The sequence below is a fragment of the Methylobacterium soli genome, from assembly GCF_008806385.1.
Classification (GTDB): Bacteria; Pseudomonadota; Alphaproteobacteria; order Rhizobiales; family Beijerinckiaceae; genus Methylobacterium; species Methylobacterium soli.
The window spans coordinates 1-14,600 of record NZ_VZZK01000028.1 but is presented as its reverse complement, the minus strand read 5'-3'; the positions used below and the strand labels follow the sequence as shown (position 1 = coordinate 14,600).

Genomic DNA, 14,600 nt, shown 5'->3' with positions numbered 1-14,600 from the left:
GCCTGGATGGGCCGGAGTAATCTTGGCGGGACGGGTCGCCCCCCTTGCATCGGAACGCGAATTGAACCTGTAATATGTCCGGCCGAGGTTCCGGGCTCTCCGTCCCGGAGCGAGCGGCGGCGCGGGGTGATCCAGAACCGAGCAATCGGATGTCGCCTCTCCGGGGCGGGCGCCAGGGCAACATAAGGATAAGAAGAAATGGCGGGCGAGCGCGCACAAAACCTGCAGGACACGTTCCTCAACCATGTCCGCAAGAACAAGATTCCGCTGACGATCTTCCTCGTCAACGGTGTCAAGCTTCAGGGTGTCGTGACCTGGTTCGACAATTTCTGCGTGCTGCTGCGCCGCGATGGCCACTCGCAGCTCGTCTACAAGCACGCGATCTCCACCATCATGCCGGGCCACCCCGTCCAGCTCTTCGAGCCGGACGAGACGGCGCCCGACAAGGCCTGAGCGCGCCCCGCGCCGTCCTGCGGGATTTCCGCAACCGACAGGGGCCTGCGCCCTTGTCTGTTGCCGACGAAGACCCATTGTCCTGAGGATTCAGGACACGGGCACCAAAAATTCATGAGTGAGACCCTTCCCTCGGGCGAAGCCCGGCTTCAGGCGATGGCCGCCCCCGAGGGCGAGATCGCCTCCGCGACCCGGACCCTCGTGGTCGGCCCCTATCTGACCCGCGCCGCCGCCGCCCAGGCAGCGGGTGCGGCCGAGCGTCAGGCGCCGCGCTCGAATGCGGCGCGCCTCGACGAGGCGGTCGGGCTTGCCGCCGCGATCGACCTCGACGTGGTCCAGGCCATGCCTCTGACACTCCCCAGGATCCGCCCCTCGACCTTTCTCGGCAAAGGGCGCGTCGAGGAACTCGCCGGCCTGATCAAGGCCGACGCGATCGGCCTCGTGGTGATGGATTGCGCCCTCTCGCCGGTGCAGCAGCGCAACCTCGAGAAGGCCTGGGGCGCCAAGGTGATCGACCGGACCGGTCTGATCCTCGAGATCTTCGGCCGGCGCGCCTCGACCCGCGAGGGACGTCTCCAGGTCGAGCACGCCCATCTCGCCTACCAGAAGAGCCGTCTCGTCCGGTCCTGGACCCACCTGGAGCGTCAGCGCGGCGGCTTCGGCTTCCTCGGCGGCCCCGGCGAGACCCAGATCGAGGCCGACCGGCGGATGATCCAGGAACGGATGACGCGCATCGAGCGCGACCTCGGCTCGGTGACCCGCACCCGCGGCCTGCACCGGCAGAGCCGGGCGCGGGTGCCGTACCCGATCGTCGCGCTCGTGGGCTACACCAATGCCGGCAAGTCGACCCTGTTCAACGTCCTCACCAAGGCCGAGGTGATGGCCCAGGACATGCTGTTCGCCACCCTCGACCCGACCGCGCGCGCCACCAAGCTGCCGCATGGCGAGACCGTGATCCTGTCCGACACGGTGGGCTTCATCTCCGAACTGCCGACGCCCCTGATCGCCGCCTTCCGGGCGACGCTCGAGGACGTCATCGAGGCCGACATCCTGCTGCACGTGCGCGACGTCTCCCACGGCGACACCGAGGCCCAGGCCGAGGATGTCGGGCAGGTGCTCGACGAACTCGGCATCGAGACGAATGCCGACCGGATCATCGAGGTCTGGAACAAGACCGACCTGCTCGATGAGGGCGAGCGCACGCGCCTCCTCAATCTCAGCGCCAAGGGCGGCGAGGCCGGCCGCAACGACCGGGACAGCGCCGCGCCGGTCCTGGTCTCGGCCCTGACGGGGGAGGGGCTCTCCGCCCTGGTCAGCCGGATCGAGGCCCGCATCGCGCGCAGCCGCTCGACCTTCGCGGTCATCCTGCCGCCGGAGGACGGGGCGCAACTGCACTGGCTCTACGAGAATGCCGAGGTGCTCGACCGACGCATGGAGGAGGGCGGCACGTTGCATCTCGCGATCCGGATCGCGCCCGAGAAGGAGCCGCGCTTCCTGAACCGGTTCGGCGCGGCTCGCCGCCTGAGCCGCATCGGGTGAAGGGGCGCCAGCTTATCGGGAAGCGAGCGGGCGTGGCGGCGTCAGGCGGCGAGACGGCGGCTCTTCGCCTGCTTCAAGCGACCTCCGGCGGCCGCATGTTCGCTCTGCAGATCGTCATCGTCCTCGTCCTGTTCATGACGGCCCAGGTCTATGACGGCTCGCTCCATGCGCTGAGCCACTGGTTCATCCTCGCGAGCTACGCGGCCGGTGCCGTCGCGGTCGCCTTGGCGGATGGCGAGACCGGACGCCGAACGGAGGCCCTCGCCTGGGGCGAGACCGGGCTGAATGCCGGACTGGCGGTCTACGTCATCATCGAGCACATGCTGGCGGGGGCAGGGGCCGTCGACGACGCCTCGGACGCGGTGAGCCAGCTTCCGGCCTTCCTGCTGCTGCTGCAGACGGGCCTGCGCATGCGGGTTCCCCACACCGTGCTGTTCTCGGGCGTCGTGACCCTGACCTGGGGCAGCGCGATCCTGATCGGTCTCCTCCACCCGGAGGGGTTCCTCGGGCCGCAGATCACGCTGTCCGATCAGGTTCCGGGCCTCCTCACCTTCGCGGCCGCGAGCCTCGTGGTGATCGACGGAGCGCGCCGGCTGCGCAGCGCCGTCGCGGCGGCCCTGAGACTGGAGCATGAGCGGACCCTGCTCGCCCGCTTCGTCCCCGGCAGCGTCGCCGTGGACCTCGCCCGCGAGGGGGGCATCGGCACCGTGCGCCACCGCCATGCCTGCCTGATGGCCCTCGATATCCGCGGCTTCTCCGCCCTCACCCGTGAGCGGCCGCAGGAGGAGGTGGTGCGCGCGCTCCTCGACGTGCGGGCCCTCACCCATGCGGCGGTGACCGGCCATGGCGGCATCGTCGACAAGTATGTGGGCGACGGGGTCCTGGCGCAGTTCGTGGTCGGCACTCCGGCCGCGCAGGCGCGGGCCGCCCTCGCCTGCGCCCGCACGATGCTCGCCGGATTGATGGCCGCCGCCAGGGTCTCGCGCAGCCGGCCCGAACCGCCCACCACCTCGACCCGCGTGCCGGAGGCCCTCTGGCGGGCGGCCCAATCCTTGATCATCTCCAGGCAGGTATGGTCGACGTGACGGAGCCGGTCGACCCCGAGGCGCACCGTCTCTCCCTTGGAGGCCTCCTCCAACGCCTCGTTGAGCTGAGGCAATTGCAGGAAGGTGGCTGAGCCCGCCAAGTGAAGCTCCGGCACGCCGGCGATGGGCGCGCCGCCGCGCTCGATCCGAAGCGGACCTTTGCGGAGGGCGGGAAGGGCCTGAACCAGGCTGAGGCCGAGGCCGACCAGCACGCCGGTCAGGAGATCGGTCGCCACCACCATCACGAGGGTCACGAGCCAGATCGCCGCCGTCACGAGGCCGTAGCGCGCCAGGAGATGCAGCGCATGGGCGGGGCTTGCCAGGCGCCAGCCCGTCACCACGAGGATGCCGGCGAGGGCGGCCGTCGGCACGACCGCGAGGATCCAGGGCAGCACCAGCAGGAAGGCCAGGATCCAGGCGCCGTGCATCACCGACGAGGCCCGCGTCATGGCGCCCGCCTGCACGTTGGCGGAGGAGCGCACGATGACGCCTGTCATGGGCAGACCGCCCACGAGGCCGCACAGGACGTTGCCGACGCCCTGCGCCCCGAGCTCGCGGTTGTACCGCGTGCGCGGGCCGTCATGCATCCGGTCGACGGCGGCGGCTGAGAGCAGGCTCTCAGCGCTGGCGATGACGGCGAGGGTCACCGCCATCACGATCATGGTCGGCTCACTCAGCCGCGCCCATTCCGCCGCGCCCGGCAGCGACAGGCTCGACAGGATCGCCTCCGGCACCTCGACGCGCTTGACGCCGAGGCTGGCGGTGACCGCCAGGATCGTGCCCGCCAGGACCCCCATGAGGGCGCCGGGCACGAGGCGCAGGCGTGCCGGCCGAAACCGCTCCCACCCGATCATCGCCGCGATGGTGACGAGGCCGACGGCGAGCGCCCCGGGCCGGTCACCCTCGCCGGACACGAAATCGAAGAAGGCGGCCGGGATCGCCACGAGGTTGTCGAGCCCGCCCGCCTGTGGCGCGCCGTCGGCCAGCACGTGGATCTGCGCCAGGACGATCAGGACCCCGATGCCCGCGAGCATCCCGTGCACGACCGCTGGCGAGATCGCCCGGAACCAGCCGCCGACCCGCATCGCCCCGGCGGCGAGCTGGACGATGCCCGCGAGCACGAGGACGGGCCCGAGCATGCCGAGTCCGTGCGTCCGCACGAACTCGAACACGATGACGGCAAGGCCCGCGGCTGGACCGCTCACCTGGAGCGGCGCGCCCGCGAGCAGGCCCACCACGATCCCGCCGATGATGCCCGTGATCAGGCCACGCTCGGGCGGCACGCCCGACGCGATGGCGATGCCCATGCAGAGGGGCAGGGCGACGAGGAAGACCACGAAGGAGGCCGGCAGGTCCCGCGCGAGGGAGGCGGGCAGGAATCTCGGCAGGGAGACGCTCGGGACGCGCCGCATGCTCGCGCTCATTCCGCTGCATGCGGGAGCGAACCCGCGATCTCGGGCGCGGCGACCCGCACGGCCGGTGCCTGCGCGACCGGGAATTCGTCGTCAGCCTCCGTGAAGGGCACGAAGCGACCCTTCGCGCCGCAATAGGCCAGGAGGTCTCCGGTCTCGAGTTCGAAGAACCAGCCGTGCAGCCGCAACTGGCCCTTGGCGAGGCCCGCCGCCACGCTCGGATGCGTGCGCAGGTGATTGAGCTGCACCACGACATTCTCGAGGGCGAGCGCCCGGTGACGGTCCTTCGGGTCCATGCCCTCCGGGTAGGCCTCGCAGACGATCTGGCTCGCCGCGTGGCTGTGGCGCAGCCAGGCCGCGACGTTGGGCATGATCTTCAATGCCTCGGGGTGCATCAATCCCTTCATCGCACCGCAATCCGAGTGGCCGCAGATCACGATGTCCCGGACCCCGAGGGCGATGACCGCGTACTCGATGGCCGAGGAGACGCCGCCGTTCTGCTGCGAGAAGGGCGGGACGATGTTGCCGGCGTTGCGGCAGACGAACAGCTCGCCCGGACCGGTCTGGGTGATGTGCTCGGGCGAGACGCGGGAATCCGCGCAGGCGATGATCAGCGCCTTCGGTTGCTGCCCGTCCCGGACAAGGCGCCGATACATGTCCTGTTGGCCCGGAAAGACGTTTCCGCGAAAATTCGAGATGCCCTGGATGATGTTGTCCACGTCGTTCCTCTTGTGATGACGAAGGTCTGCGCGGGCCTGCGGGGTCGTGGGCCGGACAGACGCGTCCGGCCGTCGGGACAGCAGGTCCTGGGCGGTTGACCCCGCAACGATGATGGCGATGGGCTGGCTCGCACCCGAACCGGCCGGGGGCCTGCGGAAACGAGACGGTTGCAGGCGCGCGGTCCCGAATGTTCAGCCGTTCGACCTGGGATGAGAAGGTCAGCGGCCGCGTGGGGGGAGGGTGCCGTTGGCCCAGCGCGGCGCGATGGGGTCGCGCTGCGGAGTGCGGGCGCCGGCATTCTCCGACGTCATCGACTGGCCGAGGATCTGGCCGGTGCCGCGGCGCTGCGAATCGATCGATCGCGGGTCGTGGTAGGGGTCGCTGACAGACGGGCTCATGAACCCGCCGCCGGCTGCCTGACGATCCCCGCCGCTCCCACCCGCCTGCGCGGCGACCGGCAGTCCGACCGCGACGGCCAAGGAGGTGGCGACAACGAAGCGCTCCATCGTTTCTTCCTCTCGTTGACATCATTTTTTGTCGCAGAGGTCCGCTCTGCGTCCAGGAGACGGAAGATAGATGAGCGATCTAGTGAGTTATGTGCGCTACGTTACGAGTATAAAACGGATATTTTAATCCGATATATATTATCTTTCTGTGCCGCGTCGCACGGAGGTGTGAGCTGACACATTCTCGATGCGGATTATATCCATTGTCGATCATGCCTTTTCTTCGTGCAATCACTGACCCGACGCAGGGACAGACGCGCGATGCTGCAGGAAGGGACCGACGCGCCCGCGCAGCGGATCGAGCGGCCTGAGGCCGGGGATCGTCCAGCGCCATCACGCGAGGGAAGCCTCCGCTCGGTGCGACGGGGCTGCGCATGATCGCTCCGGGCTTGCTTGGCTCGACGTGTTTCAAGTCGCTCTGCCGCGACATCGCGGAGGGCTCGCCGAGCTTTCGGCATGGGCGAGATCTCGCATCCGGCTCCGTCAACGCGGCGATGCTTTGACCACGCCGCGAGACGGGCAGGAGCCGCCTTCTCCTATTGGAATGCCCGGGGCAGGATCGCACGCGCCGCGATTACGGATAGGCTGGACACCGAAATCGTTCAGGACCGGGTAGATTCGGCATTCGTTTCCGGGCAAAACCGGCAAGGACCTCGACAAAGAAATGTTCTGGTGCAGTGAAGGGGAGGGGAGGCGGCTTTGGTTCAGCGGCGGCGGCGCCCCACCCTTCTGGTTCTCCTCATCTTGTCGGCCGTCGTCCTCGGCGTCTTCGCCTTCACGGAGGCGGGCGCCCCGTATCGCGCCGGGATGCAGGCCCGCACGACGTCCCTGCTCTCGGCTTGGCGCGAGCGCGTGGCTCCCGCGCCGGCCGAGCGCCCTCACCTGCCGGCGACCCGGACGGCGATCGAGGACGGGCGCACGGTGGTCCGCCTGACGCCCGAGGAGCGGGCGCGCCTCGGGCTTGAGACCGCGCGCGTGACAGCGAAGAGACACCGGGAGGAACTGCAGGCCTATGGCAGTGTCCTCGACCTTGCCCGGGTGACCGAGCTCACGAACTCCTACGCGAGCGCGAAGGCCCAGCTCCAGACCGCGCAGGCGCGCGCCGAGGTCTCGCGCAGCGCGTCCCTGCGCGCGAAGAACCTCGGCCAATACGCCACCACAGTGCAGGTGGAGACGACGGAAGGCACCTATCAGACCGACCAGGCGGCCCTGATGGCGGCGGATTCCCAGATCCGCACCCTCGCGGCCACGGCGCAGCAGGAATGGGGGCCGGTGATCGGCAGGGCGATCGTCGAGCGCTCGCCCGTCATCACCCGCCTGATCGAGCGCACGGATTTCCTGATGCAGGTGACGTTGCCGCCGGGCGAGGCGCTCAAGGGTGCGCCCGGCCTCGCCTTCGCGGAGGTGCCGCCCCAGTCGAGCCGTGTCGCCCTGCGCTTCGTCTCGGCAGCAACCCGCACCGATCCGCGCATCCAGGGTCAGAGCTTCTTCTACATCGTGGCCGGGGATAGCGGCCTGATGCCCGGCATGAGTACCCTGGCCTTCCTGCCCGCCGACCGCATCGTGATCGGCACCCTGGTTCCGGAGGATGCGGTCGTGCACTGGCAGGGCGGGACCTGGGTCTATCGCGGCCTGTCCGAGAACGCCTTCGTGCGCCATCCGCTCAAGGCGAGCACGCCGATCTCCGACGACGCCTACGTCGTCGAGGATCTGACCGGCGAGACCGAGATCGTGCTGAAGGGCGCGCAGGCGCTCCTGTCCGAGGAGATGAAGAGCCTGCTCCAGGTCTCCGGCGGCGCGGACGACGACTGACGTGAGAATGCCCCCGTCCGGGCCGCAGGCGGCCCTCGTCGCCTTCGCGGTGCGCTTCCGCGGCGTCGTGCTGGCCCTGGCCTTCGCGGTGCTCGCCTTCGGCCTCATGACGCTGGGCGATGCCAAGTACGACGTCTTCCCCGAATTCGCGCCACCCTCGGTGGTGATTCAGACCGAGGCGCCGGGCCTTAATCCGGAGCAGGTCGAGGTGCTGGTGACGCAGCCGATCGAGGTCGCGGTGAACGGCTTGCCGGGCATCGAGTCGCTGCGCTCCTCCTCGATCCAGGGGCTGTCGGTCATCACGGCGGTGTTTACCACCGGCAACGACATCTACCGCGTGCGCCAGCTCGTCACCGAGCGCCTGACGGCCCTTGCCGGGCGGCTGCCCCAGGGCGTGATGCCGCCCGCCATGACGGCGTTGACCTCCTCAACCAGCACGGTGCTGCTCGTCGGCCTGACATCGGAGAAGCGGTCGAGCCTGGAGCTGCGCACCCTCGCCGACTGGACCGTGCGGCTGCGCCTCCTCGCGGTCCCGGGGATCGCCCAGGTCTCGGTCTACGGCGGGGGGGTGCGCTCGCTGCAGGTGCAGGTGCGTCCGAGCGACCTGATCCGGTTCCGGGTCGGGCTCAACGACGTGCTCGCGGCGGCCCGCAAGGCCACCGGCGTCCGGGGGGCGGGCTTCGTCGACACGCCCAACCAGCGCATCGTGCTCCAGACCGAGGGGCAGGCGCTGACACCGGCGGAGATCGCCCGCACGGTCCTCGTCAACGAGGGCGGGGCGAGCGTGGTGCTGGGCGATGTGGCCAATGTCGTGGCGGCGCCCGAGCCGCCGATCAGTGCCGCCCTGGTCGACGGCAAGCCCGGGGTCCTCCTGATGGTCGGCGCCCAGTACGGCGCCAACACGCGCGAGGTCACCGCCCGCGTCGAGGCAGCCCTCGAGGATCTGCGCCCCGCCCTGGAGCGCGAGGGGGTGACCCTGCGGCCTGACCTGTTCCGGCCCGCGAACTTCATCCGGGTCGCCAACGACAACGTCCTGCAGGCCCTGGCGCTCGGCGGCCTCCTCGTCATCGTGGTGCTGTTCGCCTTCCTGTACGATTGGCGCACCTGCGTGATCAGCGCCGTCGCCATTCCGCTCTCGCTGATCGCGGCCGTCCTGGCGCTCCAGGCGCTCGGCGAGAGCCTCAACACCATGACGCTCGGCGGCCTCGCCATCGCCATCGGCGAGGTGGTGGACGACGCGGTAATCGGCGTCGAGAACGTGGTGCGGCGCCTGCGCGAGAACCGCCGCCTGAGCCAACCGCGGGCGGAGGGGAGGGTGGTGCTCGACGCGATCCTCGAGGTGCGCACGGCTGTGGCCTACGCGACCTTCGCGGTCCTTCTGGTGTTCCTCCCGGTCCTTGCCCTGTCGGGCGTCGCCGGCCGCCTGTTCGGCCCCTTGAGCCTCGCCTACATCCTGGCCGTGATTGCCTCCCTCGGGGTGGCGCTCACCGTCACGCCCGCGCTCGCCATGCTGCTGCTGACTCGGCAGCGGCAGGTCGAGAGCCGCGACCCGCCGGTGATGCGTTGGTCGCAGGGCATCTATGGGCGGCTCCTGACCCGTATCAATCGCTACCCGCGCATCGTCATCGCGAGCGGCGTGGTGCTGACGCTGTCGGGGGCGGCCCTTGCCCCCCTCTTCGGCGGGACCTTCCTGCCCGATCTCAAGGAAGGACACCTGATCCTCCATATGGCGGGGGCACCCGGCACCTCGCTGCAGGAATCGGAGCGCCTCGGCACCCTGATCACGGCCGAGTTGCTGCGCATCCAGGGGATCCGTTCGGTGGCCTCGCAGATCGGGCGGGCGGAGGCCGGCCAGGACACGGCCGGTCCGCATTACAGCGAGATCCACATCGACCTCGAACCCGGCCTGGACGGTGCCGGCCAGAAGACCGTGGAAACACAGATCCGTGCCCTGATGGCGGGGTTCCCCGGCGCCGCGTTCTCGCTGAAGACCTTCCTCACCGAGCGCATCGAGGAGACGGTCTCTGGCTTCACCGCCCCTGTGGTCATCAACCTGATCGGCAATGATCTCGACCGGATCGAGGCTGCCGCCCGCGCGGTCGCCAAGGAACTCGCGGAGGTGCGGGGTGCGAGCGACATCCAGCAGGCATCGCCCGTGGGCCTTCCGCAGATCAATGTGGGGCTCCGTCCCAACGATCTGCGCCATTGGGGCCTCGACGCCATCGAGGTGCTGGAATCCGTCCGGACCGCCTACCAGGGCGACATCGTCGGCCAATCCTACGAGGGGAACGCCGTCTTCAACGTCATCGTCATCCTCGATTCGGGTGTGCGGGCGCGCCTGACGGCGGTCGGCGACCTGCCCCTGCGCACGCCGAGCGGGACCTATATCCGCCTCTCTCAGGTCGCCGACATCTACGAGACCTCGGGGCGCTATCAGGTCCAGCACCAGGGTGCCCAGCGCGTCCAGGCGGTGACCGCCAATGTGGTTGGCCGGGACATCGATTCCTTCGTGACCGCCGCCAAGCGCAAGATCGCTCGCGAGGTCCGCCTGCCGGAGGGGGTCTACGTCTCCTTCTCGGGCTCCGCGGAGGCGCAGGGGCGGGCCCGGCGCGACCTCCTCACCTACTCGGCGCTGGCCGGGCTCGGAATCGTGCTGCTGCTCGCCGTGGTGACGGGCTCCCTGCGCAATCTCCTTCTGGTGCTCGTGAACCTGCCCTTCGCCTTCGTCGGCGGGGTGTTCGCGGTCTTCGCCACCGGGGCCGTCCTGTCGCTCGGCTCCATCGTCGGCTTCGTGACCCTGTTCGGCATCAGCCTGCGCAACACCATCATGATGATCTCGCATTACGAGCATCTCGTGAGTGTCGAGGGACGTTCCTGGGATACGGACTGCGCCATCGAGGGCGCCGCCGACCGCCTCGTGCCGATCCTGATGACCTCCCTGGTCACCGGTCTCGGCCTGCTGCCCTTGGCGCTCGGCGCCGGTGAGCCCGGCCGCGAGATCGAGGGACCGATGGCCATCGTGATCCTCGGCGGTCTCGTGACCTCCACGATTCTCAATCTGCTGATCCTGCCGACCCTCGCGCTCCGATTCGGCCGATTCCAGCTGGCGGAGGGCAGGGGAGCGGGCGATGGGCCCGCCCCGCCTCCCGGGTGGAGCCGGGCGGGCGAGGGGGCCCGGATCGGCGACTGAGCGGCCTTCTGCGGAGGCCGATCCCGCCCTACCCCTACGGCGTCGGCTGGCGTACGGATCGGCAATGGGGGACCCATGCGACTCGCGATTTTGACCCTGAACCTTCTCCTGTTCGGCTCGGGCCTGGCCGGAAGCGCCGAGAGCACGGCACCCGCCGCGATCCCCGAACCGGCGCCGCCCGTGTTTCCGATGGCGCGCGTTGTGCCGAAGGGCGAAGCCCGCACGATCGGGTTCTTCGCGTCGCTCTTTCCCGATTGCACCACGCAGGGGCCGACCGTGGCCCGGCTGCTCGCCGCGCCCAGGCACGGCAAGGTCGACTTCGCCCAGACCGAATCCTTTCCCCGCTACGCGGCCGGCTCGCCGCTCGCGGTCTGCAACGCCAAGCGGGTGCCGGGGCTGAAGATGATCTACGAGGCGGAGGAGGGGTTCGAGGGAACCGACACCTACCGGATCTTCATCATCAATCCGGACGGCACGGGGTTCGAATCCGAGATCCGGGTCTCGGTGCGCTGAAGGCCGCGAGCCGACGGGGAGCAGCCCCGTCGGGCCCTGCCATTCTAATTCGCATAAGATATATTATGGAACCTGATCGGCCTGAAGTCCCAGGTTCGGCGTCCCCAGGATCGATGGCTCTCGTCCCGGCACTCAGGCCTCGTCCCGGCGCGGAACGCCGCTGGCGCGAACATTCGTCCTGGGCGAGGGGGCTTCATTGCCCTCCCCTGGGGTTGTAATGGGTCGGATCGGGGCAGAATGTCGGAGGAGGTGTCAGGCATGCCTTGCCCCTTGCGCATCTCTTGCCCCTCCCCGGCTTGGCCGGCGCGCTGAGCGCCGACAGGAGATCAGGGTCCGGACCGCGATGCCCGATGCAAGCCTGACGGAGGCGAGCCTGCAGGCGTTTCTCACTGCCTTCTACGCGAGAGTGCGCCAGGACGACCTGATCGGCCCGGTCTTTGCCCGTGCCATCCCGGATTCCGAATGGCCGCGCCATCTCGCGGTGATCCAGGATTTCTGGTCCTCGGTGCTGCTGAAATCCGGCCGCTACAAGGGCAATCCCTTCGGCAAGCACCAGGCCGTCGGGACGCTTCAGCCCGCGCATTTCGCGCGCTGGCTCGATCTCTTCGAGGATACGGCCAGCGCCGCCTTCACGCCTCCCATCGCAGACATGGTGGTCGACCGCGCGCATCGCATCGGGGACAGCCTCAAGGCCGGCCTGTTCTTCCGGCCGGACGCGCCAGCCGCCTGAGAGGCGGAGCGGGTGAGGGGGCCCCAACCCCCCTGCCCCGTCTCAGGCCGCGCGATCGTCCAGGCGGTGGAGATCCGAGAAGGCGCGGCCATCCGTGAACCGGTACTCGATGGTCTCGGTGAGGCGCCCCTGGCTGCGGATCCGGATTGCCGCCGGCCGAATGAGATCGTCCTGCCGGTCCAGCGCCTCGGAGACGGTCATCGGTGCGTCGCGCCCGCCGCCGAACCCACGCCAGCACTGCACCGCCTTCTCGCGCGGATAGCCGCTCTGCTCCAGGCAGAGCCGGAGTTCGTGGTGCCGGTCATCGGCGAGGCGCAGATCGATCTCGAGGCAATCCGGCAGGCCGGCCTGTTTCCGCCGCCGAAAGCTCCAGGCCCGGATCCGTATCCAGGCCAGAGCTTGCTCGGAGAGGATCGGAAGCTCGTCATCGGCCGCCGCCTCGTGCTTCACCTCCGCCTCCCCGTCGCCCGGCTCGACCCAGCAGGCCTCGCAGGTGCTGGCATTGAGGGCGATCAGGGCGCCACAGCCGGGGCAGGGCTTGGCGCGCACCTCCCCTTCCCTGCCCTTCACCGCCGCGGCGGTCCGGGCCGTCACGATGTCGATGGGTCCGTGCATGCGCACGAGGCCGGCATAATCGAGGATCAGCGCGTCCGATTTTCCGGGCGCCCGCCGAAGCGCACGGCCAACCTGCTGCACGTATAGGCCGGTGCTCTGCGTCGGGCGAAGCAGGGCGATGAGATCGACCGCCGGCACGTTGAAGCCCGTCGCCAGCACGCCGACGGAGGTCAGGCAGCGGATCTGCCCCGCCCGAAAGGATCGGATGATCCGGTCGCGCTCGCGTTTGCCGGTCTCGCCGGAAATCGTCTCACAGGAAAACCCGTGCCGGCGGATGGCGTCGCGCACTGCGGCCGCATGGGCAAGGCCGGCGCAGAAGGCGAGCCAAGTGCGGCGGTTCTCGCCGTAGCTCACCATCTCCTCCACGGCGGCCCGGGTGATCCATTCCTGGTTCACCGCCGCTTCGAGGGCACTCGGGATGTAATCTCCGCCGCGTTTCCCGACGCCGCTGACGTCGAGGGCCGTCAGGGTCGCCTTGGATACGAGGGGCGAGAGATAGGCCTGCTGGATCAGGTCGCCGACATTCGCCTCGTAGACGATACGCTCGAAGACCCGTCCGGCTCCCTCGTCGAGGCGGCCGGAATCGAGGCGATAGGGCGTCGCCGTGAGGCCCACGACGCGCAGATCCGGTTTGAGAGACCGCAGGGCCGCGAGAAAGCGGCCGTAGCGCGTCTCCGCCGAGCGCGGGATCAGATGCGCCTCGTCGACGATGACGAGATCGCAGGCACCGATCTCGCCCACCCGGTGCGAGACGGACTGGATGCCGCAGAACAGGATCTGCGCCTCGGCCTCGTGCCGGCCCAAGCCTGCCGAGTAGAGCCCGGTGGGTGCCTCCGGCCAGTAAGCCAGGAGTTCCTGATGGTTCTGGGCGATCAACTCGCGTGTATGGGTCACGATGGCGATGCGCTGCGCCGGATCGCCGGCCAGGGTCTCACGGACGAGCGCCGCGATCACGAGGGCCTTGCCGGCCCCCGTCGGCAACACGATCAGGTCGTTGCGCCCTCCCCTCTTCCAAGAGGCCTCGAGCGCGTCGAGGCTCGCGCGCTGGTAGGGACGAAGCTGCAGCATGGTCCGGCTCTAGCGCGGAACGGTCGAGTTCGTCCGTGGCCGAATGGCCGCGCAGGCGCGATTCAGCGTCGATCCGGTGCGCGCAGGAGGTAGGTGTCCATGATCCAGCCGTGGTGGGCACGGGCCTCGGCGCGCAGGCGCCGGATCTCGCCGGCCACCGCGCCGAGGCGGCCGGCCAGGATGATCTCGTTGGCCGTGCCGAGATAGGCGCCCCAATAGATGGTCAGATCCGGATCGAGATGCTCGAAGCGTGGATCGCCATCGAGCATCACCACGGTGCTCTCGGCATCCGGCTTCAGGCCGTCGGCGATCGCGCGGCCGGTCGTGATGTGGATCGGACCTCCGATCCGGTTCAGGGCAATGCGATGGCTCGCGGCGAGCGCCTGCACGCTGCTGATGCCCGGGATGACATCGTAATCGAGGGGAAGGTGACCGCGCGCGACGATGCGGTCGATGATGCGCAGCGTGCTATCGTAGAGCGCCGGGTCGCCCCAGACCAGGATGGCGCCGCAGGCACCCGCCGCGAGTTCGCGCAGAATGAGTGTCTCGTAGAGAACGGCGCGCGCCGTGTGCCAAGCCTCGACCGCGGCCGCATAATCGCCTGGATTGCGATCGCGCTCGGGGTCCTGAGCCACGACGAAGCGGAAGGGGCGCGTGATGAAGCGCTCGCAGATCTCGCGGCGCAGGCGCAGGAGTTCGGCCTTTGCCTCACCCTTGTCGAGGATGAACACCACCTCGACGCTCTCCAGCGCCCCGACGGCCTGCAAGGTGAGATGCTCGGGATTGCCGGTACCGATGCCGATCAGACGAAGTTTGCGCATGCCCTGGGCTTTAGCCCCAACGCGCAAACCCCGCCAGGCTTTCGCCTGGCGGGGTTCTGTGTCGGTGTGTTGGTGTTGGTTGCGGGGACAGGATTTGAACCTGTGACCTTCAGGTTATGAGCCTGACGAGCTACCG

At 69.1% G+C, this 14,600-nt stretch carries 11 protein-coding genes and 1 pseudogene; 6 read left to right on the top strand and 6 right to left on the bottom strand.

What is annotated here, in order from left to right:
- Nucleotides 1-198: 198 nt before the first annotated feature.
- Entirely contained in the window at nucleotides 199-453 is a 255-nt protein-coding gene (gene hfq, locus F6X53_RS22215) for an RNA chaperone Hfq (protein WP_009866358.1), read from the top strand.
- A gap of 114 nt (nucleotides 454-567) precedes the next feature.
- Complete coding sequence (hflX, locus tag F6X53_RS22210; protein ID WP_151002543.1) at nucleotides 568-1,992, top strand: GTPase HflX; 1,425 nt, start codon at nucleotides 568-570, stop codon at nucleotides 1,990-1,992.
- Nucleotides 1,993-2,033: 41 nt separating this feature from the next.
- On the opposite strand, the gene F6X53_RS22205 is transcribed toward hflX, so the two are convergent.
- The 4 genes and pseudogenes from F6X53_RS22205 to F6X53_RS22190 all read right to left on the bottom strand — a co-directional run bounded on the left by F6X53_RS22205 (nucleotide 2,034) and on the right by F6X53_RS22190 (nucleotide 5,715).
- On the bottom strand, nucleotides 2,034-2,483 hold the full coding sequence (locus F6X53_RS22205) for a hypothetical protein (protein ID WP_151002542.1): 450 nt from the start codon (nucleotides 2,481-2,483) through the stop codon (nucleotides 2,034-2,036).
- A 461-nt stretch (nucleotides 2,484-2,944) separates the two neighbouring features.
- Nucleotides 2,945-4,489, bottom strand: a pseudogene (locus tag F6X53_RS22200) (SulP family inorganic anion transporter); the annotation flags it as partial.
- A gap of 8 nt (nucleotides 4,490-4,497) precedes the next feature.
- Complete coding sequence (locus F6X53_RS22195; RefSeq protein WP_151002540.1) at nucleotides 4,498-5,208, bottom strand: carbonic anhydrase; 711 nt, start codon at nucleotides 5,206-5,208, stop codon at nucleotides 4,498-4,500.
- Between the two features lie 219 nt (nucleotides 5,209-5,427).
- Nucleotides 5,428-5,715 (bottom strand): hypothetical protein, encoded by a 288-nt coding sequence (locus F6X53_RS22190; RefSeq protein ID WP_151002539.1) that lies wholly within the window; start codon nucleotides 5,713-5,715, stop codon nucleotides 5,428-5,430.
- A 744-nt stretch (nucleotides 5,716-6,459) separates the two neighbouring features.
- Between F6X53_RS22190 and F6X53_RS22185 the strand changes: the two genes are divergently transcribed.
- The 4 genes from F6X53_RS22185 (at nucleotide 6,460) to F6X53_RS22170 (ending at nucleotide 11,960) form a co-directional block, all read left to right on the top strand.
- Nucleotides 6,460-7,527 carry an efflux RND transporter periplasmic adaptor subunit gene (locus F6X53_RS22185; RefSeq protein WP_373875977.1) on the top strand — a complete coding sequence of 356 codons (1,068 nt, stop codon included), beginning with the start codon at nucleotides 6,460-6,462 and terminating at the stop codon, nucleotides 7,525-7,527.
- Between the two features lie 7 nt (nucleotides 7,528-7,534).
- Nucleotides 7,535-10,717 carry an efflux RND transporter permease subunit gene (locus tag F6X53_RS22180; protein ID WP_191970945.1) on the top strand — a complete coding sequence of 1,061 codons (3,183 nt, stop codon included), beginning with the start codon at nucleotides 7,535-7,537 and terminating at the stop codon, nucleotides 10,715-10,717.
- Nucleotides 10,718-10,792: 75 nt separating this feature from the next.
- Nucleotides 10,793-11,230 carry a hypothetical protein gene (locus F6X53_RS22175; protein WP_151002537.1) on the top strand — a complete coding sequence of 146 codons (438 nt, stop codon included), beginning with the start codon at nucleotides 10,793-10,795 and terminating at the stop codon, nucleotides 11,228-11,230.
- A gap of 343 nt (nucleotides 11,231-11,573) precedes the next feature.
- Nucleotides 11,574-11,960 carry a group III truncated hemoglobin gene (locus tag F6X53_RS22170; RefSeq protein WP_151002536.1) on the top strand — a complete coding sequence of 129 codons (387 nt, stop codon included), beginning with the start codon at nucleotides 11,574-11,576 and terminating at the stop codon, nucleotides 11,958-11,960.
- A gap of 42 nt (nucleotides 11,961-12,002) precedes the next feature.
- Here F6X53_RS22170 and F6X53_RS22165 read toward each other — a convergent pair whose 3' ends face one another.
- On the bottom strand, nucleotides 12,003-13,643 hold the full coding sequence (locus F6X53_RS22165) for a DEAD/DEAH box helicase (RefSeq protein ID WP_151002535.1): 1,641 nt from the start codon (nucleotides 13,641-13,643) through the stop codon (nucleotides 12,003-12,005).
- A gap of 62 nt (nucleotides 13,644-13,705) precedes the next feature.
- On the bottom strand, nucleotides 13,706-14,464 hold the full coding sequence (cobF, locus tag F6X53_RS22160) for a precorrin-6A synthase (deacetylating) (RefSeq protein WP_151002534.1): 759 nt from the start codon (nucleotides 14,462-14,464) through the stop codon (nucleotides 13,706-13,708).
- Between the last annotated feature and the right edge of the window lie 136 nt (nucleotides 14,465-14,600).